Origin of the sequence: Corallincola luteus, from assembly GCF_004336975.1 — a bacterium.
Lineage (GTDB): Bacteria > Pseudomonadota > Gammaproteobacteria > Enterobacterales > Neiellaceae > Corallincola > Corallincola holothuriorum.
This window is the reverse complement of record NZ_SJXE01000010.1, coordinates 94,803-120,651: the sequence shown is the minus strand read 5'-3', so window position 1 is coordinate 120,651 and position 25,849 is coordinate 94,803. Positions and strand designations below refer to the sequence as shown.

General features: G+C 47.3%; 18 protein-coding genes. 5 read left to right on the top strand and 13 right to left on the bottom strand.

Annotation, left to right across the window (positions count from 1 at the left end; translation table 11 throughout):
• The first annotated feature begins 35 nt into the window (after positions 1-35).
• The gene (glnS, locus tag EZV61_RS16455) at positions 36-1,703 is read left to right on the top strand and encodes a glutamine--tRNA ligase (protein ID WP_131417042.1); all 1,668 of its coding nucleotides are present in this window, start codon (positions 36-38) and stop codon (positions 1,701-1,703) included.
• 71 nt (positions 1,704-1,774) lie between these two features.
• Here glnS and kdsB read toward each other — a convergent pair whose 3' ends face one another.
• The 3 genes from kdsB to EZV61_RS16440 form a co-directional block, all read right to left on the bottom strand.
• The gene (kdsB, locus tag EZV61_RS16450) at positions 1,775-2,518 is read right to left on the bottom strand and encodes a 3-deoxy-manno-octulosonate cytidylyltransferase (protein WP_114338021.1); all 744 of its coding nucleotides are present in this window, start codon (positions 2,516-2,518) and stop codon (positions 1,775-1,777) included.
• Between the two features lie 72 nt (positions 2,519-2,590).
• Positions 2,591-3,661, bottom strand: a complete 1,071-nt coding sequence (kdnB, locus tag EZV61_RS16445; RefSeq protein ID WP_114338020.1) for a 3-deoxy-alpha-D-manno-octulosonate 8-oxidase KdnB — start codon at positions 3,659-3,661, stop codon at positions 2,591-2,593.
• A 21-nt stretch (positions 3,662-3,682) separates the two neighbouring features.
• Positions 3,683-4,867, bottom strand: coding sequence for a DegT/DnrJ/EryC1/StrS family aminotransferase (locus tag EZV61_RS16440; protein ID WP_114338019.1), 1,185 nt, complete (start codon positions 4,865-4,867; stop codon positions 3,683-3,685).
• 339 nt (positions 4,868-5,206) lie between these two features.
• On the opposite strand from EZV61_RS16440, the gene EZV61_RS16435 reads away from it, so the two are divergent.
• Positions 5,207-6,010 carry a DUF2989 domain-containing protein gene (locus tag EZV61_RS16435; RefSeq protein WP_165569644.1) on the top strand — a complete coding sequence of 268 codons (804 nt, stop codon included), beginning with the start codon at positions 5,207-5,209 and terminating at the stop codon, positions 6,008-6,010.
• Here EZV61_RS16435 and msrB read toward each other — a convergent pair.
• The 7 genes from msrB to malQ form a co-directional block, all read right to left on the bottom strand.
• On the bottom strand, positions 6,007-6,411 hold the full coding sequence (msrB, locus tag EZV61_RS16430) for a peptide-methionine (R)-S-oxide reductase MsrB (protein ID WP_131417038.1): 405 nt from the start codon (positions 6,409-6,411) through the stop codon (positions 6,007-6,009). The genes EZV61_RS16435 and msrB overlap by 4 nt on opposite strands.
• A complete protein-coding gene (locus EZV61_RS16425; RefSeq protein WP_131417036.1) occupies positions 6,390-7,085 on the bottom strand; it encodes a pyrimidine dimer DNA glycosylase/endonuclease V in 696 nt (231 codons plus the stop codon). The genes msrB and EZV61_RS16425 overlap by 22 nt, the downstream gene beginning before the upstream one ends.
• 108 nt (positions 7,086-7,193) lie before the next feature.
• Positions 7,194-8,723, bottom strand: coding sequence for an NADP-dependent phosphogluconate dehydrogenase (gndA, locus tag EZV61_RS16420; RefSeq protein WP_131417034.1), 1,530 nt, complete (start codon positions 8,721-8,723; stop codon positions 7,194-7,196).
• Between the two features lie 68 nt (positions 8,724-8,791).
• The gene (gene glgX / locus EZV61_RS16415) at positions 8,792-10,906 is read right to left on the bottom strand and encodes a glycogen debranching protein GlgX (RefSeq protein WP_240695231.1); all 2,115 of its coding nucleotides are present in this window, start codon (positions 10,904-10,906) and stop codon (positions 8,792-8,794) included.
• A 59-nt stretch (positions 10,907-10,965) separates the two neighbouring features.
• Entirely contained in the window at positions 10,966-13,158 is a 2,193-nt protein-coding gene (gene glgB / locus EZV61_RS16410) for a 1,4-alpha-glucan branching protein GlgB (RefSeq protein ID WP_131417032.1), read from the bottom strand.
• Between the two features lie 34 nt (positions 13,159-13,192).
• Complete coding sequence (locus EZV61_RS16405; RefSeq protein WP_114338012.1) at positions 13,193-14,386, bottom strand: DUF4032 domain-containing protein; 1,194 nt, start codon at positions 14,384-14,386, stop codon at positions 13,193-13,195.
• Positions 14,387-14,400: 14 nt separating this feature from the next.
• Positions 14,401-16,602 (bottom strand): 4-alpha-glucanotransferase, encoded by a 2,202-nt coding sequence (gene malQ, locus EZV61_RS16400; protein WP_131417030.1) that lies wholly within the window; start codon positions 16,600-16,602, stop codon positions 14,401-14,403.
• A 309-nt stretch (positions 16,603-16,911) separates the two neighbouring features.
• Here malQ and gap point away from each other — a divergent pair, with 309 nt between their 5' ends.
• On the top strand, positions 16,912-17,907 hold the full coding sequence (gene gap / locus EZV61_RS16395; protein WP_114338010.1) for a type I glyceraldehyde-3-phosphate dehydrogenase: 996 nt from the start codon (positions 16,912-16,914) through the stop codon (positions 17,905-17,907).
• 231 nt (positions 17,908-18,138) lie between these two features.
• On the opposite strand, the gene EZV61_RS16390 is transcribed toward gap, so the two are convergent.
• On the bottom strand, positions 18,139-19,101 hold the full coding sequence (locus tag EZV61_RS16390) for a glucokinase (protein WP_130565848.1): 963 nt from the start codon (positions 19,099-19,101) through the stop codon (positions 18,139-18,141).
• Between the two features lie 131 nt (positions 19,102-19,232).
• The gene (gene zwf / locus EZV61_RS16385) at positions 19,233-20,699 is read right to left on the bottom strand and encodes a glucose-6-phosphate dehydrogenase (RefSeq protein WP_114338008.1); all 1,467 of its coding nucleotides are present in this window, start codon (positions 20,697-20,699) and stop codon (positions 19,233-19,235) included.
• A gap of 310 nt (positions 20,700-21,009) precedes the next feature.
• Here zwf and EZV61_RS16380 point away from each other — a divergent pair, with 310 nt between their 5' ends.
• Positions 21,010-21,864 (top strand): MurR/RpiR family transcriptional regulator, encoded by an 855-nt coding sequence (locus EZV61_RS16380; RefSeq protein ID WP_114338007.1) that lies wholly within the window; start codon positions 21,010-21,012, stop codon positions 21,862-21,864.
• 149 nt (positions 21,865-22,013) lie between these two features.
• On the top strand, positions 22,014-23,447 hold the full coding sequence (gene pyk, locus EZV61_RS16375) for a pyruvate kinase (protein WP_131417028.1): 1,434 nt from the start codon (positions 22,014-22,016) through the stop codon (positions 23,445-23,447).
• A gap of 76 nt (positions 23,448-23,523) precedes the next feature.
• Here the strand turns inward: pyk and EZV61_RS16370 are convergent, their stop codons facing one another.
• Entirely contained in the window at positions 23,524-25,845 is a 2,322-nt protein-coding gene (locus EZV61_RS16370) for an acyl-CoA dehydrogenase (protein WP_130565849.1), read from the bottom strand.
• Positions 25,846-25,849: the final 4 nt, after the last annotated feature.

The following is a 25,849-nucleotide window of genomic DNA, read 5'->3' as shown; positions in this document are numbered from 1 at the left end:
TTAAACTGTCACTTTGAGCATTAGAGGTCTTTTCCATGTCAGAGGCGGATGCCGTCACGACCAAACCGAGTAACTTTATTCGTCAGATCATCGACAAAGATCTGGCGTCAGGTAAACACAATTCGGTACACACTCGATTTCCTCCCGAACCCAATGGTTACTTGCATATTGGGCACGCTAAATCGATCTGTCTGAACTTCGGTATTGCGCAAGATTATCAAGGGCAATGTAACCTGCGATTTGATGATACCAATCCAGAGAAAGAGGAAATCGATTACGTTCATTCAATCATGGACGACGTTAATTGGTTAGGCTTCCAATGGAATGGCGAGATTTGCTATTCATCAAACTACTTTGATCAACTTTATCAGTATGCCGTCGAGCTAATTGAAAAGGGCTTGGCGTACGTTGATAAGTTATCACCTGATGAGATCCGTGAATATCGCGGCACGCTAACGGCACCTGGTAAGAACAGTCCATACCGTGACACTTCACCGGAAGAAAACCTTGCCCAGTTTGAAAAGATGCGTGCAGGTGAGTTTGCAGAAGGTAGTTGCTGCCTTAGAGCCAAGATCAATATGGCATCACCGGTCATGTGTATGCGTGATCCAGTGCTTTACCGAGTGAAGTTTGCCCATCATCACCAGACTGGCGACAAATGGTGTATCTATCCTATGTACGATTTCACCCACTGCATCTCTGATGCGTTGGAGGGGATCACCCATTCTCTGTGTACATTAGAATTTCAGGATAACCGCCAGCTTTATGACTGGGTACTCGACAACATCACCATCGACTGCCACCCGCGTCAGTATGAGTTCTCTCGTCTGAATCTAGAGTACACTGTAATGTCTAAGCGCAAGCTTAACTCGCTGGTGACAGAGAAGCTGGTATCCGGTTGGAATGACCCACGTATGCCGACAATTGCAGGCTTACGTCGTCGCGGTTACACACCTGGGTCGATTCAGGAGTTCAGCAAGCGCATCGGTATCACCAAGCAAGAAAACATGATTGAAATCGGCATGTTAGAAGCTTGTATCCGTGAAGATCTTGAGCACAGCGCCCCACGGGCTATGGCAGTGATTGACCCAGTAAAACTGGTTATCAGTAACTTAGCTCCAGAGCATAACGAAATGCTCAGTGCGCCGGTGCATCCCAAAGATGAAAGCATGGGTGTCCGCCAACTGCCGTTCACTAAAGAGATCTTTATTGACCGTGCAGATTTCCGGGAAGAAGCCAACAAAAAATATAAACGTCTGGTACTCGGAAAAGAGGTTCGTCTGCGTAATGCCTATGTAGTGCGTGCAGATGAGGTTATCAAGGACGACAAGGGCGAAATCCAAGAGATCCATTGTACCTATGATCCTGAGACCTTGGGTGTTAATCCTGCGGATGGTCGTAAAGTTAAAGGGGTTATCCACTGGGTATCTGCAACACAGTCGGTGCCTGCAGAGTTTCGCATTTACGACCGTTTGTTCTCGGTAGCTAATCCTGCTGCAGCCGACGACTTCCATGAAGTATTAAACCCGGATTCCTTGGTAATTAAGCAAGGATTTGCTGAACAGTCGCTTAAAATGGCCAAGGTTGAACAAGCTTACCAGTTTGAGCGTGAAGGTTACTTCTGTGCCGACAACCAAGACTCAAGCGAAGATGGACTGGTGTTTAACCTCACTGTCGCGCTAAGAGATACCTGGGGCGGCTAAACAGTTATTCAACGTTAATAAAAAGCCGAGCAAAACATGCTCGGCTTTTTTACATCTGCAGTCGTGAACGGCTACTCTTGGCTGTTCAGTACATCTTCACATTTACGGATGTCTTCCAATGTATCCACTTCTGGCGAATCAGAGGCTGCCACGGCGACTTTGATTTTTTCACCAAACTCAAGTGCCCTTAGCTGCTCCAATTTTTCCAAGTGCTCCAGTTCACTAACCGGCCATTTGCCAAAAGCCTTAACAAAACGACGGGTATAGCCATAAACACCTAGATGCTTATAAACCGGATAATCCTCATCGCCATCGCGGTTGAACGGAATACATGAACGCGAGAAATAGAGGGCATTAAAACGCTTATCAAATACCATCTTAACGTGCATGGGATCATCTCGCTCTGCGAGATTGGTAATGCGATAGGCCAAGGTAGCCATCTCAAAATCAGCAGCCCCATCGTTGAACAGCGCAACGACCTGATCTATTGATGCGGGATCAATTAGCGGTTGATCACCTTGTACATTGATAATCAAATCGTCATCAACCAAGCCTAAACGAGTTGCCGCATCATCAATACGATCGGTACCCGATGCAGCTTCGGCACTGGTCATGACAACCTTGCCGCCAAACCCTTCTACGGTATTTTTAATCAAGTCATCATCAGTAGCGACATACACTTCATCAACTAACTTGGCTTGCAAAGCACGCTCATAAACGTGTTGTATCATTGGTTTATGATGGATCATTGCCAACGGCTTGCCAGGAAACCGGCTAGAGCCATAACGCGCAGGGATTAATACGGTTACACTCATTTTCATCTACCTGATAGAAAGAGAGCCACGACACTTTTCATGCCGTGGCTCAAATAAGAATAATACCGCTCACTAAATGCGACGATACAGATCGGTTAGCAACTGGTCAGTCACCTTCTCTTCCCAGCCATCACCATAAACGTTATGCCACAATGGCCCTAGGCTCTTGGCAACTTTAACCATTTTTGCGATGGTTTCGTCAGGCAGATCTTTGCAGATCCCTTTCGGCAGTGTGATGTTATGCTTTTCCATCATCTGCCGGAACTCTTTCACCCCTTCAGGGTAAAACTCATCAAGTACATCAAAGGCAATACAGTTGCCTATCCCATGGTGATAACCAAGCACATACGACAAACCATAAGACAGCGCATGACATGCGCCAACCTGACTATAAGCGATGCTCATGCCGCCCATAAACGACGCCATCATCAACTTATCATCACTTTCAGGATGATCATCCAAATAGACCTGACGACAAAGTGCTAATGACTTCTCACCGTAAGCTTTAGAAAACTCATTCAGATAAGTACCTTCCAGCGACTCGATACAGTGGATATAGCAATCCATACCGGTATAAAACCACTGATCTGTCGGCGCATCTTTAATTAACTCGGGATCCATGATGATCTGATCGAATACAGTGTAATCAGAGTTCATGCCGAGCTTACGTTCAGGTCCGCACAGTACCGTGGTGCGCGATGCTTCAGCACCGGTACCAGATAGCGTAGGAATACCGATATGATGTACAGCAGGGTTTTCAATCAGATCCCACCCTTGATACTTAGCAGAGCCACCTTCATTGGTTAACATCAGCGCCACGGCCTTAGCTAAATCCATAGCAGAGCCACCACCGATACCAACCACGCTGACAGCAAGAGAATCGCTATGCGCCTGCACTTCCAGTGTTAACTCATCCACTTGTTTGGTGGATGGTTCATCATCGACATTAACCCAAATAAGCTTATCTTGTGGCTTTACCGGCACACGGTCAGCTAGCGGCTTATCTTTATGCACGTCATCAACCAGAAACACAACGAAGTCATTGGCTTGCTTACGCTCTTCAGCCAAAACCTCATCCAGCTGAGCAAATGACCCGCGGCCAAAAATCATTTTTGGTACAACTTTAAAATTCTTAAAACTCATGGTGTAGGCTCCGTCACCGTTTTAGGCAAAAGCTTTCTTAATGTTCTCTATACGTTGTGCGATCTCTTCTTCACTCCAAGACAGCTTAATCAACATCGAAATCGTGCGACTCATGATAGCGTCAGACTTAGGCGTGGAGACTTGAGTATAGTCAGGACGCTCTGGTAAAAGTTCTATCGCCAACTTGGCGGGTGACTTTAGATTTTGAATATGCGACCAGTTTTTCAAGTAATGCCAGTTGTTCACATACCAATAGAAACAACCATCTACGCCGTTTTCAGCTAATTTTTGGTTAATCTCTACCGCACGCGCTTCTGTAGGAAGCATAAAACTCAAGAAGCCCGCTGAATCACCAGACTCGTCAGGGATCTCTCTAAAACTGATATCAGCAATATCCGCCATCGCACTTTTGATCAGCTTCTTATTGCGGCGCTGGATCTCAACAATCTTGTCCAGCTTACGTAACTGCGCCACACCAACGGCCGCATTCATCTCTGAGATGCGGAAGTTCAAGCCCATGATGGGATGACTTTCAGCGCCACGATCGCTACCCACATGATCGTGACCATGGTCGGTAAACATGTGGCTATGATTATAGATAGCCTCATTGTTGGTGATAACCGCGCCACCTTCACCGCACGTAATGGTCTTCACCGAATCAAAAGAGAAACAACCTACATCACCGATACTGCCTAGCATCTGACCTTTGTAGCTACCACCAATGGCTTGACAAGCGTCTTCCATCAGAACCAGATCATGTTCCTTACAGATGGCTTTAATCTCGTCCATCTTCGCCATGGAGCCACACATATGTACTAAATTAACCGCGCGAGTACGTGGCGTAATGGCGGCCTTAATCCCTTCGGGAGATAAACATAGAGTTTCATCAATTTCTGCGAAGACAGGGACAGCACCGGCCATAATGACAGCTTCGACGGAAGCAACAAAAGTGAACGGCGGTACAATCACCTCATCACCAGCACCAATGCCCGATGCAGCTAAAGCGGTCTGTAACGCAGCGGTACCACTGGATAGTAGATGCGCGTGTTTAACACCCATCTTTTCCTGGAGCATCTGCTCCATATCGCGTGCCTTCCAATGACCGTTTCGCATGGCATCAAAGTTGTAACGGAAGGTGAACCCCTGCTCCATTACGTCTTTAACTTCTTTCTGCTCTTCGGGACCGAATAACTCAAAACCAGGCATGCAGCTTATCTCCTCGATAGGACTAAACGTGAAAAAGCTATTTTGAACAAGCTTAGATTAGGGATAACAAAAAGCTCGCGTCCTTCGCAGAAGAACACGACTTTTTTCATTTAAAGACCCAAAGGGTCTACTATTTGTCTTATAAGCCAATGATATCACCAATCAATATAGAATTAGCGATAGCGGGTGACAAATCCCTATTGTTTGGGTCAATAATTGTTCGTTGTTGAAACATAATTGACCTTAGTTAACAGAATAGGTTCCTAAGTAAGGAAAACATTAACAATTACTTAGAGTTGATATGCCATAATGTTGCGGCGTATTCAGCTCGGAGTCGCCATGTATTTTCGTCAGTTTTTAGTCATCGCTTGCGTAATGCTACTTTCTTCCTGTGAGGACTTAGGGAGTGTAAGGGGCATATGCAAAAAATTCCCAGAACTATGTGACGATCTGAATAAGGACGGCTGGTGTAGATATGAGCGCGCCGACCTTATCAAGCAACGCTATCAAACCCAAATATCTCCCTCAGGTGACAATAAATATCAACTGTTAATGCACCTCGAAGACTACCGTGACTGTATAGAGCGCGCCTCCCAAATCCAGCACAGCAACAACAAAGAGCAAACAACACAGCGGGTCAATGGTTATCTCGCGGCACTGGCACAGATAGAGAAAGTTAGTGCAGAAACCGAAGGGGATACAACTTCCGATCTACTCTATTACCACTGGAGCAGACACGGTGATAAGAAAGCGCATCAACTTTTGTTAGAGCAAGATGCAAAAGGCTTGCTAGAGCGCACTGACATGCAAATGCGCCTCGCAAGCGCATATAGCAAGAGCGAGCCACAAGTCGCAGTTAACAAGCTATACAAGGCGCTTTACCTGAGCCAAGGGGAAACCAAGTACCAAGCCAGCATCATCACTATGTTAGCGACCATTTTTACCCAGCAACGGAAAAATGAACTCGCCTACCTATGGATGAAGATAGGCGAACTGGCTGAGGTTGAATCTATAGATATCGAAGCAAACAGTAGATATTTAAGGGTCAACACAGAGCAACGCAGAGCACTAGACCAAAGAGCAGAAGAGATTTATGACACCCTAAAAGAGGGAAAATTTAGCCTGCCGGAACCCAAAATTTAACCTTTACCCTTCGCAAAATCCAAAGACAGTGAGTTAACACAATAACGCTGACCGGTAGGCTGGGGGCCATCATCAAACACATGACCCAGATGGGATCCACATTGACTGCATAATATCTCGGTACGGATCATCGCGTGGGTCATATCACGTTCATATCGTACCGCTCCCTCTAACGCCTTATCGAAACTTGGCCAACCGCAACCCGCGTCGAACTTAGATGTTGAGTCAAATAGCGCACTGTTGCAGCAAACACAGTGGTAAATCCCCGTTTCGGAGTTATGCAGCAATGCACCGCTAAATGGGCGCTCTGTGCCTTTTTCCCAACAAACTGCAAACTGTTCTGGCGTTAACTGCTCCCGCCATTTTTCACCATCACTCACTAATTCACCCTCACTGCACATGCTAGTTCTGTCAGTGCTGTTGCCTGCCAAAGTTCTGGCCATTGATACTGAGCCGACAAATATTGTATACCGCGAAGCAATCGATCGGGACGTCCAAAGCTGGAACGATAGTCAGATGCTTCAGAAGCCACCAAACAAGGCTCCCACATACCCATGACGACTTTATCCCAGTGATGTTGATGACACGGGCGTCGCAATGTCTCCACCAATAGATCAGCTAATTCATCAAAGGCAATAGCTTTACTCTCAACCTGGGACTGTAACTCTTTAAATAACGGTAAATCGCGAGCCATCACCGAGTAAGCATGTTGCTCCCATAACTGTACGGAAGACATTGGCAAAGGGATCCGCCCCGCAACACCTTTATCTGCCAACTCCGCATATTGCGTAGCAGCAGTCCAATCCCCCTCTAATGCCGGCCACTCACAGGCAGTGGACGGTACGGCGATAGGCGTTTTATGCTCGATATCGCGCATTTTCATCTCTTCAACCACAATAGCGTGACGAAGGGCGACCGCCGCCGGATGGTAAGCCCAACGCAACACCGCTGAGTTCATTTTTCCAACACCATCGAGTTGCGACTCAATCACTTGCGCAAGAGAGTGCAGCTCAGTGTGTTCTGTTAACAACTGCTGACGACCTAAATAGCCCGGATTAATATCCCAAATCTTCATTATCACTACCTGTAGAGACTCTTCGAAATGGTAGCGTTATTCATATGATGCGCAAAGAAAAAGGGCTAACTTTTAAAGTTAGCCCTCCTTTTTTCAATTATCTAGCCGCTAAACTTGCGTCAGATCCCGTGCTGGGCTGGACCAGTTAAGGTGGAATTTTTCTCCACTCGGTTTATCCGTTCGCTCAAATGTATGCGCACCGAAAAAGTCACGCTGACCCTGTAGTAAGTTCGCTGGCAGTACCGCGGTACGATAAGAATCAAAATAGCTAATAGCAGAACTAAACGCCGGACAAGGTATGCCCATCAACGTCGCCTTAGCAACGGTTCGACGCCAATTCATCTGCTTTTGCTCAACCTGTTGTTGAAAGAAAGGATCTAACAGCAAGTTAGCTAGCTTAGGTTTGGCCTGATACGCTTGCGTGATTGACTGCAAGAATACTGCCCGAATAATGCACCCCGCCCGCCAGATCTTAGCGATTGCAGCAAAATCCAGCCCCCAATCGTGTTCGTCAGACGCTGACGCCATCAATGCAAATCCCTGCGCATAAGCACAGATCTTTGAGCAATATAGGGCGTCATGGAGTGACTCAATAAAAGCCTGCTTTTCCGCTTCAGATACCTGTTCACTCTTCGGTCCTTGCAACACCTCTGCTGCTGCGACACGTTCAGACTTCAACGTACTCAAGGCTCGAGCAAATACCGCCTGAGTGATGGTGGGGGCTGGCGTACCTTGCTCTAAGCTACTGACAGCGGTCCACAACCCTGTGCCCTTTTGACCCGCTTTATCCAGGATCATTTCAACTAAAGGCGCACCCGTCTCAGGATCGTCCTGCAGCAATACCTCGGCACTGATCTCCATCAGATAGCTATTTAGGACACCTTTGTCCCAAGTCTGAAAAATCTCACCAATCTCTTTAGCAGTCATGCCCAGAGCATCACGGAGCAGGTGGTAAGCTTCACAAATTAACTGCATATCCGCATATTCAATACCATTGTGCACCATCTTCACATAATGGCCCGCGCCTGCAGGTCCAATGTAGGTTGCACAAGGCTCACCCTCAGTGATCACTTGACCCGGCTGCGTGCGCTCCAGCGGTAATCCGCTATTGGCGTCCACTTTGGCAGAGATCGCTTCTAGTACCGGTTCAATCATCGCCCAAGCTTTCTTATCACCACTAGGCATCAACGACGGACCAAAACGAGCCCCGACTTCGCCACCAGACACTGCGGTACTGAAAAATACAAATTGACCGCGATAGCTAGCTTCGCGCCGAACCGTATCTGTCCATAAGCTGTTGCCAGTATCGATGATGACATCTTCGGCACCAACACCTGCAGCGAGCAGCGCACTACAAACACGATCGACAGCTTCTCCGGCTGGCACAGATAGAATGAATAGATGGGGCTTTTTCACCCTCGTCACCAGCTCGTTTATCTCTGAACAACCAAAGACCCTTTGCTCGATCCCCTCAGCTCTTTCCGATGCTTCTGCCGCCAGCACTGCATCAACCTTATCTTTATCGAGGTCAAATGCAGCTACTTTGTAGCCATTGTCAGCGAGGTTTAGAACTAGATTTTTCCCCATCACGCCTAAGCCGATAAAGCCTATATCGCAAAGTGGTTGTTGATCGCTCATGCAAAAAGTTCCTTGTTTAGGACCGGTAAAGCGGTTGATGTCGGCAAAAGAGGGTCGATTATATAGACTCAACTGCCGTTGATAAATCTCCTTTCCAGTAAAGAGATGGAGTGCGGCTGTAAAAGATAGCGTTGCGCGCGGATCCTCCGGTTGTTTGCTAAGCCCTCATCCGAAGCCGTATCCAACGTTCGATACCAATACTGACCTTTAGGTAACTCGATTAATAAAAAGCTGATCGGATATTGGCTGCCATTAAACATTAGAAATATGCGTTGTGTATCAGGGTGATGCGTATTACCGTGATCAAAGACCTCTAACCCCAACACACAATTGGCAGGCTCATGCCAATCAGCTTCATGCAGCAGCCCCCCTTCGGGTTTATGCCAATGCAGTTCATGCCCGTAGCTGTTGTGCCAATAGTGATCATCGTGCAGGTTAAGCGCCGTCAGTATCGGTAATTTTTTCCGCAACTGGATCAATTTACGCACATAACGCAATAATGTGCCCTGTTCGTCAATCAAGCGCCAATCTAGCCAGTTAAGCGCATTATCTTGGCAATAAGCGTTGTTATTGCCCTGTTGTGTTCTACCGATTTCATCGCCCGCAAGTAGGTGCGGCGTGCCGACAGAAAGCAGTAACGAAGCCAACAAATTGCGTTTGTGTTGCTGCCTCGCGGCTAATACGTCGGCTTTGTCTGTCTCACCTTCAACACCATGATTGCATGACAAATTATGGCTATGACCATCACGATTGTTCTCGCCATTAGCCAAGTTATGCCGTTCAGCATAAGAAACGGTATCTTCGAGGGTAAAACCATCGTGATAAGTAATGAAATTCACTGACGCATTGACAGGCCTAACGCCTTTACAAAAAATATCCCTAGAGCCTGCAACCCGAGTAGCGAAGTCGCCAATATAACCAGCATCTCCGCGCCAAAAGGCGCGTAGCGTATCGCGATAACGATCGTTACATTCCAGCCAAGGCTCGGGGAACTGACCGAGCTGGTATCCCCCCTCCCCTATATCCCAAGGCTCAGCAATCAGCACACATTCACTTAATACAGGATCTTGATAAATCGCTTTAAAAAACGCGGAGCTGTGTTTGTATTGACCATGCTCTCTGGCCAAACTGACCGCCAAATCAAAACGAAAACCGTCAACCTGCATCTCTGTCGCCCAATAACGTAAGGCGTTAAGCACCATGGTCAGGGTTTCGGGATTATCGAAATTAACGCTATTACCACATCCCGTGTTGTTGACACTACGTTCATAATCGGGCTCACCGTGCTGGTGCTCAAACAGATAAAAACCACGATTATCAAGCCCTCTAAAGGAGATGGTTGGCCCCCCTACACCCCCTTCAGCGGTATGATTAAAGACAACATCCAGTATTACTTCTATCCCCTTTCTATGCAGCTCTCGAACCATGGTCTTAAACTCAACCACCGGACTATCCGCAGCATACCTGGCATCAGGAGCGAAAAAGTTAATCGTGTTGTAACCCCAGAAATTGCTTAACCCCATCTCCTGCAACCTTGGCTCACTCATATAGCTCGCCACTGGCATCAGCTGTAATGAGGTTACCCCCAGCGACTTTAGGTACTTTAAAGTTTCCGCGTGAGCCAAACCTAAATAGGTACCACGTTGTAATTTAGGTAACTTGGATTTTAGCCTGGTAAAACCTTTTACATGCAACTCGTACAATATCCGCTCATGGTCTGCGATTCTGGGTTTGCTAACGCCTTGCCAGTCAAAATCATCATTAATGACAACCCCTTTGGGCACCATAAATTGACTGTCACCCTGATACAGATCTGGATGCCAAATGACTGGGCGATTAAGCTCCTTGGCATAAGGATCTATAAGCAATTTGGTGCCATCAAAAGCAGTGCCGGGTTTGGGATTATCTGGACCATGCACGCGATAACCGTAAAGTGCTCCGGCCAATAGTCCGGGCACAAAACCATGCCAGAAAGCGCCTGTTTTACCAGGCATGGAGAGGCGGCAAACCTCCTCTTCCGCCTCGTTAAACAAGCACAATTCAACCTTTTCAGCATCAGGAGCATACACAGAGAAGTTGCAACCATTCTGTTGCAAAGAGCTTCCTAATGGCTGCGGCACCCCTGTCGTCATTGTCGACAAGCACGCCTTTGTATCTTTAGATCGTTTAGCGGCCATATCCATATTCGCCTCCCCAAAATAAAAAAGGCCACCCTAGGGTGGCCTCAATACTGCGAGTTATTTTACTTTACCCTTTTCAGATAAAGTGTAGACAGTGCTGGCAAGTTAATCATCAGAGATTGTTCACGACCATGCCACGGCATCTCTTCTGTTTCGAAAAATTCCCCACAATCGTAGTTACTACCCCAGTAATACTCGCTATCACTATTGACAATAACCTGGTATCGGCCGGGCAGATTAACTCCCAAACGGTAACCATCACGAGGAATTGGAGTGAAGTTAGAAATAACAATCACATCTTCATCTATCGATTTCGCTTTACGGATAAATGACACGATGCTGTTATCGGCATCTTCATGGTCCACCCATTCAAAGCCTTCATGACTCGTGTCCAGCTCATACATAGCTGGCGTATCACGGTAAGCATGGTTCAAATCTCTAAATAGATTTTGAATACCGCTGTGCTTTGGATAGTCCAGTAGGTGCCACTGCACAGAACTGTCATGATTCCACTCTTCGGCCTGGCCAAGTTCATTACCCATAAAATTGAGTTTTTTACCCGGGTGTGCGTACATGAAGGCCATATAAGCGCGCATATTCGCCGCAGCCTGCCACTCATCACCTGGCATTTTCCGCAAGATACTGCCCTTACCATGCACCACTTCATCATGGGACAGAGGCAATACAAAGTTCTCATCGTAGGCATAAACCATTGAGAAGGTCAGCTCACCATGGTGATACTTGCGATAAGCTGGATCCTTGCTGATGTAATGCAGACTGTCATGCATCCAGCCCATGTTCCATTTAAAGCCAAAGCCCAGTCCGCCTTCGAAAGTCGGGCGCGAAACCCCAGCGAAAGCCGTTGACTCTTCAGCCAATGTCATGGCATGAGGATACTTCTTATAAACTTCTTCGTTGAACCACTTCAGCAAGCTAATCGCTTCGTAGTTATGGTTGCCACCATCAACATTGGGGATCCATTCGCCGGCGTTACGGGAATAATCCAGATAAAGCATCGATGCGACGGCGTCGACACGCAGGCCATCAACATGGAATTTTTCCAGCCAGAAAAGCGCATTAGAGATCAAAAACTGGCGAACATGATCACGACCAAAATCATAAATGCATGAATTCCAATCTGGATGCCAACCCTTGCGTGGATCCGCATATTCATAAAGATGCGTCCCATCGAAACGAGCCAAACCATGGCTATCTTCAGGGAAGTGTGCAGGCACCCAGTCAACGATCACGCCAATACCATTCTGGTGGCACTGATCAACAAGATACTTAAAATCATCAGGTGTACCAAAACGCGATGTCGGGGCGAATAGCCCGACTGGTTGATACCCCCAGGAACCAGAGAATGGATGCTCAGAAACAGGAAGCACTTCAATATGGGTAAAGCCCATATCTTTCACATACGGGATCAAATACTCAGCAAGCTCACGATAGGTTAACGAACGAGCGCGACCATCAGCTTCAACTTTCTGCCGCCATGAACCTAGGTGTACTTCATAGATAGACAATGGACGAAAACGCTTATCATCCAGGTTGTCCTCTATCCACTGTTGGTCATTCCATTGGTAAGCATCATGATCATAAACAACAGAAGAGTGCGATGGGTATTGCTCCGCATAGAAGCCAACAGGATCAGCTTTATGGGGCAGACGATTGCCTAACGGATCTTTAATCTCGTACTTATATTTGTAGCCAGCATCAATCTCCGGCACAAACAGCACCCAGCATCCGTTCGTTGTCTGCTGCATAGGGTGACAGCGCCCGTCCCAATAATTGAATTCACCAATCAAAGATACGCTGGATGCGTTTGGTGCATACACGGCAAAACGCACGCCGTGAACACTTTTTCCACCACCGACATCAATATCCATGGGGTGGGCACCCATGCGATTATAATGGGCTTCAGGCGTCGAATAAGCTTCGCCAATCTCGGCGTAAGCCACTTCCTGAAATTGGTAAGGGTAAACATTAGTGTATTCGCCACTGTCAGTGGTGACATCGAGTTTGTAAAAGAAGAACTTTTTCCGACGTGGCATCGCCAATTCAAAAAGCCCATCTTCATGTACGACTGTCATTTCACCCAGCGACTTATCGGTCGAGAGTTCCTTGGCAACGACTTTGACGGCATTAGGTAGCCACACTCTCAGTAACATGCCCTTTCCATCAGGATCAGGCTTCAAACCAAGTTCTTCAAAAGGGTTAACGCAGCGAGCCTGCTGTAACTGTTGAATAAGCATCTGTAAACCTGTTCCTCTTATTGGGCGTACTTTCCTAGGTCTTTTCCAGAACATTTGCAATAAAAGAGCGCACAGCCTCTCTCATACCTATATCCTGCTTACGGTTTTCTGATTCATACCAACGATGCTCGAGTAACTGATGATATAGCTCAGCATCGTCATCTCGCGATCGATATTCGTCGGGAAACATATCCAAAATGTAGAGGTACTCTTCTTCATACCAGATATGTGCCGCCACCATTTCAGACACTTTATCTTTACCGCGCTCTTCACGCCGATGATTATATTGATGCATAAAACGGGTAATTTCATGCAGCAAGCGCCTTGCCTGATTTGCCTGAACTTTAATTCCGACTAACGATTCCAGTCTGCGAATATGGTGTCCAGGTTCAACGACTTTTGTCAGTAATCTTAGCCTATCGTTTTCACCGCTGGTAACAAACTCTATTTCTTCAACATCGTAACCAAGATCATGCAATCTCTGTATTCGACGCTCGACTTGGTACTGTTCTTCGGCACCAAACTCAATTTGTTGGTTAACTTCTGACCAAAGCTTATGATATTTCGACAAAATGTCTTCTGTCACTTTGATCGGATCAACACCGCCAGGCAAACCAAAGCCAGCTTCAAGATCCATCAACTCGCCAGCAACATTGGTTTGGGCAATCATCAAATCCAGCTCTCTCTGACCGTCAGAAATCCGGTCATAGGAAACGGCCGTTTCTGCATCAACAAAATAAGCCGCGAGACGGCCCGCATCTCGGCGAAAAAGAGTATTAGAAAGGGAGCAATCCCCCCAAAAGACACCTTGAAGATGAAGCCAAACAAACAGCTCTGCCATTGCATCTATTAACACATCATAGCTGATATGCCATGGCTGCTCTGCCATCATGATGCGATAGGGTTGAGAAAAATCTAAATAGTGGGTGACGACGAGAGCGTAATTCGGTTTACCGCTGCGCTCAGTCACTAACGCAACAGGCTTGACGGAAGGGGCATCCATCTCCTGCAGGTCACGAAGAAATTGAAATTCATGCTTCGCTAACTTCTCGTTTATCTCTTTTACTGCGTAGATACGCTCTCTACAGCGAATAAATCGAACGACGTTACGAGAAATACCTCTGGCCATCTCGACAAGGAGATGTTCGGGCCAGCCCTCAAGGGGCTGGTCCCATGGCAACCCCAGATCCAGAGGATATTCCTGGGGTGCTATCTGTTGTAATCGCAAGCGATTAAATTTCCTTAGTTGCTGGCTCCACGGCGCGCATCTGACAGCTTGCTCATGAGCTCTTGTACATCATGCTCTGCAAACAACTTGTCTAGATCTTTGCTGAGCTTACGACGCCAATTTGGATACTCAGTACTTGTTCCTGGTACGTTAACCGGCTTATCCATCTCTAACCAGTCTTCTAACTGTAAACTGAGAAGTGAAGAACTTCCCTTCGCCATATGAACTTGCATTCCATAGTTCAGGTCTCTGGTCATACCGACCCAGTTCACATCGTTAGAGATGTAGTCTGGCAGCGACTGATGCCCTTTCAGGCTATCCAAGATCTTCTGCTTACTTTCATGACGATCGTTGTAAAGTGTCTGCAGTACATTATCGTCTGGGTAAAGACCCAACTCTTTACCTAACTTCAGATCATCGCAATGCCAGAAACCAATCAGTGTCGGCATATCATGTGTCGTTAACGTAGCCATCGCCTGCACAGGATAGTGATTAGGCGAGATAAATCCGCCATCTTCAGCTTGCTCGAAGAAGAACACTCGATATGAATGCACACCATTTTCTTGCAGGGTCTCACTGATACCATCAGGCACAGTACCCAAATCTTCACCAATAATAGCGCAATGATTGCGGTGGCTTTCTAATGCCAAGATGCCGAGCAGATCTTGAATGTTGTAGTAAACATATGCCCCACCCTTCGCGTCTTTACCGGCTGGGATCATCCACAAGCGCAATAAAGCCATCACGTGGTCGATTCGGAGCGCACCACATGAGCGCATATTAGAGCGGAACAGATCGATCATAGGCTGATATTGTTGCTCGATCAGCTTACCAGGATCCATCGGTGGTAGACCCCAGTTTTGACCTAAAGGACCCAGTACATCAGGTGGAGCGCCAACCGCGGCACCAGCGATATATAGATCACGGTTTGCCCAAATCTCAGTACTACCTTCACTGACACCAACGGCCAAATCGCGATACAAGCCCATCGCCATACCAAGGCCTTTGGCCTTTTCATCAACAGCCGCAAGCTGTTCATCAGCCAAGAACTGTAAATAGAGGTAGAAATTCAATTCATCAGGGTTCGCTTTAGCCCACTTAGCAACGGCGGGCTTATGGTACTCGTTGAATTCTGCAGGCCAACTCGGCCATCCCCATGCATTGATACCGTCGGCGTAGAAATACTCCTGCAGAGCATCGTATAACGCCTGCTCTCTCAGGTTTTCGCCACCCTCTGCGACAAAGGCTTGGAACGCCTGCTCACGTTCATTACCGCTGCCCAGCACTGTTTCTTTGAAAGTGTTGAAGACCAAACGGAGGGCTTTAAGCTTTAACTGAGTGACGCCAGTGTAATCAACCCAATCTTTGCCGCGTAATTCGCCTAGACGCCACTGGAAGTCATTGCTATTAACCAATGCCTGAGCTTCTGAGCTGGCGTTATATTCAGGTGTTGCTTCGACGTCGATATAAACCACGTTGAGCCAACGACGAGAAGATGGGCTATAGGGGCTCGCACTTTCTGGATTGTTTGGATAGAGCGCGTGAATAGGGTTCAAGCCGACAAAATCACCGCCACCCTTGGCGACATTCTCTACCAAATAGGTTAAATCGGTGAAATCACCAATACCCCAGTTGCGCTGACTACGCAGGCAATACATCTGGACGCTAGGGCCCCAGACCTTCTTGCCAGATGCAATTTCATTAGGAATGTAAGAAGCCTGTGGCGCAATAATGAAACGTGTATCAGCCAGCTTTTTACGTTTTGCATTACGTAAAACTAAGGTGTGATAACCGATTGGGGCATCTAATTTTAAGAATACCTTAAGCGCCTTGTATTCAACGCCTTCAATCGTTTCTGAACCAACCAACTGGCCATCAAGCGGTGTGAAGGTACCTTTAAGCTTTTCACCATCTTCCAGTTCTAAGGTCCAGTTCACTGGCACTTTCAAATCATCAATAGGCAGATGTAATTCAAGCGGATAGCTTTCCGACTTACGTACAACCAATACCTTTGGCAGCATGTTCTGCCAAACCGACGCGAGGTTCGCTTGATACTGTTGCTCTAACTTAGCGTCATCCTCCGTCGCATACCCCATCGCAGATAAAAGCGCTGCTTTACTGCTTGCATCAACGGTGGCGGGGTTACCCCAAGCATCCACGTAATTGGATTCAACCCCTCTGAGTAACGAGAGCTTTTCAATAAGTTCCTGATTCATCGAACAAACCTTTTTGTTGATTGTCGAACCGAACGGCCGGTTAAAAATATACGGGTAAGTCTAAATCGGCTTGGCCTTATGTGCCAACGTAAAAACCAAGGAGATTTTTGTTTTGTCGAACCTAGCCAACACAGATCAATAGTCTATAGTTAGGTCGCTATATTAATCGCTACAACTTAAAGGTGTAATTATATTTCATTGTCAAACTTGACTCAGCGCAACAAAAAACGCTGATTTACTTGACGATGGGACTGCTTTTTGTAATTTTACTACCAAATTTTATCCCCTGAACTGTTTAGGAATATTTCTATGACTATCAAAGTCGGTATTAATGGGTTTGGACGTATCGGTCGTTTCGTATTTCGTGCTGCTTGTGAGCGCAATGACATCGAAGTTGTTGGCATCAACGACTTAATCGATGTTGACTACATGGCTTACATGCTGAAGTACGACTCAACTCACGGTCGTTTCAACGGTACCGTAGAAGTAGAAGGTGGCAACCTTATCGTTAACGGTAAGACTGTTCGTGTTACTGCTGAGCGTGATCCTGAAGCTCTGGCTTGGGGTGATATCGGTGTTGATGTTGTTGCTGAAGCAACTGGTATCTTCCTGACTGACGAAACAGCTCGTAAGCACATCACAGCTGGCGCCAAGAAAGTTGTTCTGACTGGTCCTTCTAAAGATGCTACGCCAATGTTCGTAATGGGTGTTAACCACGAATCTTACGCTGGCCAAGACATCGTTTCTAACGCTTCTTGTACTACTAACTGCTTGGCACCTGTCGCTAAAGTACTGAACGACAAGTGGGGCATTGAAAGCGGTCTGATGACTACTGTTCACGCTACTACTGCTACTCAGAAAACTGTTGACGGTCCTTCTGCGAAAGACTGGCGCGGTGGTCGTGGTGCTTCTCAGAACATCATCCCATCTTCAACTGGTGCAGCTAAAGCTGTAGGCGTTGTTCTTCCTGAACTGAACGGCAAGTTGACTGGTATGGCATTCCGCGTCCCAACTGCTAACGTTTCAGTTGTTGACCTGACTGTTAACCTGAAAGAAGCTGCAACTTACGAGCAGATCTGTGCTGCGATGAAAGAAGCTTCTGAAGGTGCTCTGAAAGGTGTTCTGGGTTACACAGAAGATCAGGTTGTATCTCAAGACTTCATCGGTGAAGTACAGACTTCAGTATTCGATGCGAAAGCTGGTGTTGCTCTGACCGACAAGTTCGTAAAAGTTGTATCTTGGTACGACAACGAAATCGGTTATTCAAACAAGGTTCTGGACCTGGCTGCTCACATCACTAAGTAAGCATCCCTTCCAGACTAAAAACCGCGCTACGGCGCGGTTTTTTATTGCCTGTTAATCAAGCATTGGCGATCTTCAGCATCAACGTTTCTTAAACGCGATGCCTATAACTTTGACTTGATGAGGCCGGACGGCTAAACGAAGGAGGAAGTGAACTAAGCCGAGAGAAAAACTAAACTTGGATGAGTGGGCTTAACCGGAGGTTCAGTCAAGCCCAAACTGTTTCAGAGAGAATTATACAGTTTGCATTAGATAGGCCGCGGCACCAACTAAGCCAGGCTGCTCTTCCGTCACGACAAACGTCGGGATCCCAGCATTAAACTCTCGGAAACGCCCTTTCGCTTCAAAGCGCTGACGATACTCACTGGCTTTCAAAAACTCGATGAATCGCGGCACAATACCACCAGCAATAAATACACCACCAAAAGCACCTAAGTTGAGAGCCAAGTTGCCACCAAAACTACCCATAACACGGCAGAACTGCTCCATAGTTAATTGGGCGACAGCACAGCTACCATCGATACCGGCTTGACTGATTTCTGCAGCATCAGTGAACACAGCAGCCTCACCTTTCATATCAGCGATAGCCTGATACATCTGCACAATGCCTGGACCGGACAATAGCTGCTCAACTGAGACGTGCTCATATTTTTTACTCAAAAATGCCAATATGTGCGCATCTATCTCATCAATAGGAGCAAAATCTACATGACCGCCCTCGCCAGGCAAACTCATCCAGAAGTTGTCATGCTGTACCAAATGCGCAACCCCCAAGCCGGTGCCTGGTCCGAATACCGCAATAGGTGCGCCTGACTTGGCCTCAACACCACCCACCTGAACTTTTTGTTCGTCAGTCAAATGTGGCAACGACATTGAGATGGCTGTGTAATCATTGATCAGATGCAGTGCATGCCATCCCAGAGTCGCTTGTGTTTCTTTCACCGAAAACGCCCAGCTATGGTTGGTCATCGCTATCCAATCGTTATTCGTTGGGCATGCGATAGCAATGCAAGCATGGGTCACTGGCGGTTGACCAGCATCCGTTAGATATTGCTGAATGGCATCAACAATGGTGGGGTAATTAGCACATAGGTATTTGCGTAATTCGCTACGTGTACCCGTCGCCAGATCAACCAATTGCAATCGAATATTCGTTCCGCCGACGTCGGCGATCAGGCCCAAGTATTGCTCTGCCATGTTGCAGTTTTCCTCTGATCTAATGTAAAAACCTGTAGCTATATCAGGTCAAAAATTTTGAAGCCCAGATCAAAACGGATCTAAGCGAAAAAAAGACCGACCTGCATCAACAAACAGGTCGGTCGCTTCATTTATTCGTTCCAGGCTCGACCATCCTTAGTCATCAGCCCAATGGCAGTACAAGGCCCCCACGAGCCCGCCTGATAACTCCTGGGAGCATCACTACTCAACTGCCACGCATCAATAATACCATCCACCCACTTCCACGCTTCCTCAACTTCCTGCCGACAAACAAATAGGGTTTGATTTCCCATCATCGCTTCCAGCAATAAACGTTCATAAGCGTCAGCGATACGTTCGTCTTTAAAGGTTTCAGAAAAAGAGAGATCAAGTGTCGTTTGTTGCAACTTCATTCGCGCATCCAAACCCGGCACTTTGTTCATCATCTTCAACTCAACACCTTCATCCGGTTGTAAACGGATGGTGAGCTTATTCGCTGGTACATGGTCATAATTACTAAAAATATGATGCGGTAATTCTTTAAATTGGATCACGATTTCACTGAGCTTACCTGGCATACGCTTACCGGTACGCAGATAGAAAGGAACACCTGCCCAGCGCCAGTTATCGATGTCAGCTCTAACCGCAACAAATGTCTCCGTCGCTGAATCCGCATTTGCGCCAGCCTCTTCCAGGTATCCAGGCACAGGTTTTCCGCGCAAAAAACCGCGACCATATTGGCCTCTGACGGTTTTCTCGTCCACATCTCGCGCAGTGATCGGGCGGAGCGCTTTTAACACCTTCAGCTTTTCTGTTCTGATACTCTCTGCATCAAGATCTGCAGGCGGCTCCATCGCAATTAAAGATAGCACTTGCAGGAGGTGATTTTGGATCATGTCCCGCATTTGACCAGCTTGATCAAAATAGCCCCAGCGCCCTTCAATCCCGACCTCTTCTGCTACCGTGATCTGCACATGGTCAATGGTATTGTGATCCCAATTGGTCGTCAGCAATGAGTTGGCAAAGCGCAGCGACAGTAAGTTAAGAACGGTTTCCTTACCTAGATAGTGATCAATACGATATATCTGCGATTCATCAAAATAGGCCGCCACCGCATCGTTTATCTCTTTTGATGACTCGAGGTCATGACCTATCGGCTTTTCTACCACGACACGTGTAGAAGCACCGATGGATCCAGACGTATGCAGGCCTTTCGATATCTCTCCAAACACAGACGGCGGCACCGCAAAATAGTTCACCATTACGCGTTTTTCATGATCGAGAAACGCTTTAAACTGGTCATAATCAGCGAGGTTAGTCAGATCGATCTTAAGATAATGTAAACGGACACGAAAACGCGACCACACCTCATCGTCTATCGATTCTTTCATAAACTCTGACAGCGCATCATGAACCAGCTCCACGTATTGTTCACGACTATAATCGCCACGTGTCACGCCCACAATACGGGTATCTGTCGCAATAGCATTGGCCTTTTCTAACTGGTACAACGCCGGCAGCAATTTGCGGCGAACCAGATCTCCACGGGCACCGAACAGCACCAAGTCTACAGGCTGATCGGGTTGGGCTAAGGTCATTGATGCTCCTCGATTATTTCTTATTCTTAGTTTCGACGGCGTATTTTAGATTAAATTCACTGTGAGATTCCTGCTTTTTACGAGCAAAATGAAAATTTTGTTGTCGTAAATTTACCCCAAACAGTCAAAGTTGTTTGACAGTGATCAAACAACACGTGCCTAGCAGTAGCGCCAAATGCCTATAAATTCCTATAGTGAGCGAGTTACAGAGAGTTTCATTTTTGTAAGAAAAAAACTTTAAAGCTTGTCGCTCTCATTCTAAACATTAATTAATGAGCGACGCCGATAGGCCCAACATGGCTGATAACGTATGAACACCCTTGAAAAAATCTCCAAAAATTTAAACGGCTTTAGCAAATCAGAACGCAAAGTAGCAGAAGTTATTTTGGCGGCCCCACAAACCGCTATCCATTCCAGCATCGCAGCACTGGCGAAACTGGCTGATGTCAGCGAGCCAACAGTCAATCGTTTCTGCCGACGCTTGGACACAAAAGGCTTCCCCGACTTTAAGCTCCATCTGGCGCAAAGTTTGGCCAACGGCACCCCATACGTTAACCGTCACGTTGAAGAGAGCGATGGGCCTGACGCCTACACCTCAAAAATTTTCGAAACTGCCATGGCCAGCCTTGATACGGCTCGCAATAGCTTAGATGCAACGCAGATTAACCGCGCAGTGGATATCTTAACCCAAGCCAACAAGATATCGTTTTTTGGTTTGGGTGCGTCAGCCAGTGTTGCACATGATGCAACCAATAAATTTTTCCGCTTTAACGTTCCTGTGGTCTTCTTCGAAGATGTACTGATGCAACGAATGAGCTGCATTAACAGTGCCGAAGGTGATGTTATTGTGCTGATTTCACACACTGGGCGCACGAAGAGCCTGGTTGAGTTAGCCCAGCTGGCCAGAGAAAGCGGTGCCACAGTTATCGCCATTACAAGCAAAGACTCCCCCTTGGCACAAGAAGCCAACCTGATCCTTGCCATGGATGTACCGGAAGATACTGACATCTATATGCCAATGGCATCCAGATTGGCACAGCTCTGTTTAGTTGACGTATTAGCAACAGGCTTTACTTTGCGCCGCGGCCCTCGATTCAGAGACAATCTACGTAAAGTGAAAGAGAGCCTGAAACAATCTCGCTTTAACAAAGCTGAATACGATTAACCTACTATCTTTCATAAACAATTCCACCGCAGCACAAAATTGTAATTTCTTTACATCTATACTGTGCTAACGGCTAAGGGCAAATCATCTCATGGTGTTTTGCCCCATTATTCACCACGTACTCTTGACCAGTTATCTCGGAGCCTTCAATGCTTAGACGAACAAAAATCGTAACGACACTTGGTCCAGCAACAGACCGTGACGGCAACCTGGAAAAAATTATCCGTGCAGGCGCCAATGTCGTTCGAATGAATTTCTCCCACGGTAGTCCTGAAGATCATATCAAACGTGCCGATGACGTCCGTGCGATAGCCAAAAAACTCGGCCGCTATGTGGCAATACTAGGTGATTTGCAGGGTCCGAAGATCCGTGTGTCAACCTTCAAAGAGGGTAAGATCCATTTAACTATCGGCGACAAATTTACCTTAGATAGTGATCTGCCTAAGGGTGAAGGTAACAAAGAGGCTGTAGGACTCGATTACAAAGAACTACCTCAAGATGTTACCGCGGGCGATCTACTGCTATTAGATGATGGCCGCGTCCAGCTGGAAGTCACGCTCGTCGAAGGAAACAAAGTACACACTGCCGTCACAGTAGCCGGTCCTCTATCCAATAATAAGGGTATCAACAAGAAAGGGGGCGGATTATCTGCCGCGGCTCTTACCGACAAAGATAAGGCCGATATCGTCACTGCAGCCAAGATCGGTGTTGATTACCTCGCGGTATCCTTCCCGCGTTCAGGTGCAGATATGAATTACGCTCGAGAACTGGCCGAAGCGGCCGGTTTAAAAGCGCATATGGTGGCAAAAGTAGAGCGAGCAGAAGTGGTTGCCACAGAAGAAGCGCTAGATGACGTTATTCTTGCCTCAGACTGTGTCATGGTTGCCCGTGGTGATCTCGGTGTTGAAATCGGTGATCCTGAACTGGTGGGCTGCCAAAAGCGGATGATATCCAGAGCTCGTGCACTCGACCGCACGGTGATCACCGCAACGCAGATGATGGAATCGATGATTGAAAACCCGATGCCAACTCGTGCAGAAGTGATGGACGTCGCCAATGCCGTTCTTGATGGCACAGACGCCGTAATGCTTTCTGCCGAAACGGCCGCCGGTAAGTTCCCGGAAGAGACAGTCACAGCGATGTCTAACGTCTGTATCGGCGCCGAAAAACATCCTCGAGTAAACGTTAGTCGTCACCGTATCAATGAGATTTTTACAAATTCTCAAGAAACCGCGGCGATGTCTGCTATGTACGCTGCGAATCATATGGAAGGCGTCAAAGCCATTGTCGCTCTGACAGACAGCGGCCGTACACCACTCATTATGTCCCGTATTACCTCTAATTTGCCTATTTATGGCATGAGCCGCCACTCAGCTGCACTCAACGTGATGGCGCTCTACCGTGGTGTTAAGCCAGTAGCATTTGATATGGCACAGCATGATGAAAATACCTTGGTACGTGGAGCACTCGATACACTGCTAGAGCGCGGTCTACTCGAGCCTGGAGATCTGGTCATTATGACCAAAGGTGATATCGCCAATACATCGGGAAGCACCAATACAATGAAGATTTTGACCGCTTAATTCGGTTTAACTTTTCAACAAAAAGAAGGCCGGTCTCAGACCGGCCTTCTTTTTATCTATTGAACAACCGCAAGCGCTAAGCGGCGTCTGCATTAAATGGAACAGCTGGAGATTGCGTAGCGCCCATCTCATTGAAGCTATCAACCTGAATAGCATGGTAACGCAGTGCTTCCGCTTCCCGTAACTGTGCCGCTTCCTTGTCATCAATCAGTTTGGCGGCAAACGCATGCTCGATTAATTCAGCAAATGGTATCCGCTTAGGTAGACGTCCAGCGCGCTGCGCTTTACCAAGACGCTTTTCCAAAGACTGAGATTCAAACATAGCGACAAAGGCACGTTCCATTACGCCCGTTGCGTCGTCCTCACCGGCACCGACATAGCAAAGGTGGGATAAGCGCTCTCTTAGCACGCCAGGCTTGAGCATTGAGCTACATATCTGCGTAGCCACTTTATCCTTCGGCGCCTTGTAACGGATCCCCCAAGGGAAAATAATGCGCTTCAAGATGGTCGATAATATCGGGTTACTAAAGTTAGCGAAGAAACCATCAAATGCAACACCGATCGCATGCAGATGGTGCTGCAAACAGTAATGCACGAACGGCAGATCACTGACCTGATGCCCATCTTCTTCGAACCGTTTCAATGTCGCTGATGCCATGTACAGATGGCTAAGAATATCGCCCAACCTAGCAGATATCATCTCCCGACGTTTAAGCTCACCGCCGAGTACCAACATCGCCATGTCAGACACCACTGCCAGGCCGGTACTCATACGGGTCAGATCGCGATAGTAGCGGCTGGTCTCTCCGGCCACCGGTGAAGCATTGAAACGCGCCCCGGTTATGCCTTGCCACACTGCCCGTGTGAAATTACCCGCTGCGTAAGCAACGTGTTTCACCAGCAAACCATCAAACTGATTTAACCCTTCCCCTTCATCAGGGTTAGCTGCGGCCTCCATTTCAGCGAAGACATAAGGATGGCAACGCGTCGCCCCCTGACCAAAGATCATCAGATTCCGGGTCAGAATATTCGCCCCTTCCACCGTAATCGAAATCGGGATCCCCATATAGGCATTACCGAGGTAGTTCAAAGGCCCCATCTGTATGCCCTTACCCGCATGGATATCCATGGCGTCGTCTACCACTTTTCGCGCCATCTCCGTCATATGATACTTAGAGATAGCGGTAATAACCGACGGACTAATGTTCAAATCAATCGCCCCCGCAGTCATTCGGCGATGTGCTTCGAGACTATAAGCAAACGCGCCAATACGCGCCAACGGCTCTTGGATACCTTCAAAGCGACCGATCGACATCCCAAATTGGCGGCGAACATAAGCGTAAGCACTGGTCATTTTCGCAGCCAGATGGCCTGAAGCGGCGCTCAAGGCAGGCAAAGAGATACCACGCCCAGCGGATAGGCACTCAACTAACATACGCCAACCCCGGCCTGCGTAATCTGGCCCACCGATGATCCAATCAAGGGGAATAAACACATCTTTACCCGTTGTCGGACCATTCATAAAGGCCAATGCTAACGGATTATGGCGGCGTCCAGTTTCAACACCGGGATGATCTGTTGGGATCAAAGCACAAGTGATACCAAGATCTTCCTGATCGCCCATTAGACCATCGGGATCTCTTAACTTAAATGCCAAACCTAATACCGTCGCCACCGGTGCCAAGGTGATGTATCGCTTATTCCAGTTGAGCATAATTCCTAAGGTTTCTTTACCTTCAAACTCACCCTTACAAACGATACCTAAATCAGGAATAGAACCCGCATCAGAACCAGCTTCTGGACCGGTTAACGCAAAGCATGGCACGTCACGGCCATCAGCCAAGGTTGGCAACCAGCGCTCTTTCTGTTGCTGTGTGCCGTAGTGCATCAATAACTCACCAGGGCCTAACGAGTTCGGCACCATCACTGTCACAGCGGCACTCAAGCTACGTGATGCAATCTTTGAAACAATAGTAGAATTGGCTATCGCAGAGAATTCACGACCACCGAATGACTTGGGAATGATCAGTGCAAAAAAGCCCTCTTGCTTAAGATAATCCCAAACATCTTGTGGCAGATCTTTTTGCTCATGAACAATGCTGTAGTCATCGAGCATCGCCAGCAAAGTCTCAACTTGGTTGTCCAAAAACGCGCGCTCTTCGTCATTTAACGAAGGTTTCGGGTAATTGTGCAGCTGTCGCCAATCAGGCTTACCTTTAAACAGCTCTGCATCCCACCAAACATCACCGGCCTCCATCGCCTCACGCTCGGTGGTCGACATGGGTGGCAAGATACGTTTAAAAACCCGGAAAACAGGCCGAGTAACTAATTGCTTACGAAAATCGGGCACGCCAAGCACCACAGCAATGGCGATAATGATGAGTAGTAGAATTGACATGACT

Coding starts and splice junctions, on each gene's coding strand:
- glnS (WP_131417042.1), top strand. CDS start 36: ATGTCAGAGGCGGATGCCGTCACGACCAAACCGAGTAACTTTATTCGT.
- kdsB (WP_114338021.1), bottom strand. CDS start 2,518: ATGAGTGTAACCGTATTAATCCCTGCGCGTTATGGCTCTAGCCGGTTT.
- kdnB (WP_114338020.1), bottom strand. CDS start 3,661: ATGAGTTTTAAGAATTTTAAAGTTGTACCAAAAATGATTTTTGGCCGC.
- EZV61_RS16440 (WP_114338019.1), bottom strand. CDS start 4,867: ATGCCTGGTTTTGAGTTATTCGGTCCCGAAGAGCAGAAAGAAGTTAAA.
- EZV61_RS16435 (WP_165569644.1), top strand. CDS start 5,207: ATGTATTTTCGTCAGTTTTTAGTCATCGCTTGCGTAATGCTACTTTCT.
- msrB (WP_131417038.1), bottom strand. CDS start 6,411: ATGTGCAGTGAGGGTGAATTAGTGAGTGATGGTGAAAAATGGCGGGAG.
- EZV61_RS16425 (WP_131417036.1), bottom strand. CDS start 7,085: ATGAAGATTTGGGATATTAATCCGGGCTATTTAGGTCGTCAGCAGTTG.
- gndA (WP_131417034.1), bottom strand. CDS start 8,723: ATGAGCGATCAACAACCACTTTGCGATATAGGCTTTATCGGCTTAGGC.
- glgX (WP_240695231.1), bottom strand. CDS start 10,906: ATGGATATGGCCGCTAAACGATCTAAAGATACAAAGGCGTGCTTGTCG.
- glgB (WP_131417032.1), bottom strand. CDS start 13,158: ATGCTTATTCAACAGTTACAGCAGGCTCGCTGCGTTAACCCTTTTGAA.
- malQ (WP_131417030.1), bottom strand. CDS start 16,602: ATGAATCAGGAACTTATTGAAAAGCTCTCGTTACTCAGAGGGGTTGAA.
- gap (WP_114338010.1), top strand. CDS start 16,912: ATGACTATCAAAGTCGGTATTAATGGGTTTGGACGTATCGGTCGTTTC.
- EZV61_RS16390 (WP_130565848.1), bottom strand. CDS start 19,101: ATGGCAGAGCAATACTTGGGCCTGATCGCCGACGTCGGCGGAACGAAT.
- zwf (WP_114338008.1), bottom strand. CDS start 20,699: ATGACCTTAGCCCAACCCGATCAGCCTGTAGACTTGGTGCTGTTCGGT.
- EZV61_RS16380 (WP_114338007.1), top strand. CDS start 21,010: ATGAACACCCTTGAAAAAATCTCCAAAAATTTAAACGGCTTTAGCAAA.
- pyk (WP_131417028.1), top strand. CDS start 22,014: ATGCTTAGACGAACAAAAATCGTAACGACACTTGGTCCAGCAACAGAC.
- EZV61_RS16370 (WP_130565849.1), bottom strand. CDS start 25,845: ATGTCAATTCTACTACTCATCATTATCGCCATTGCTGTGGTGCTTGGC.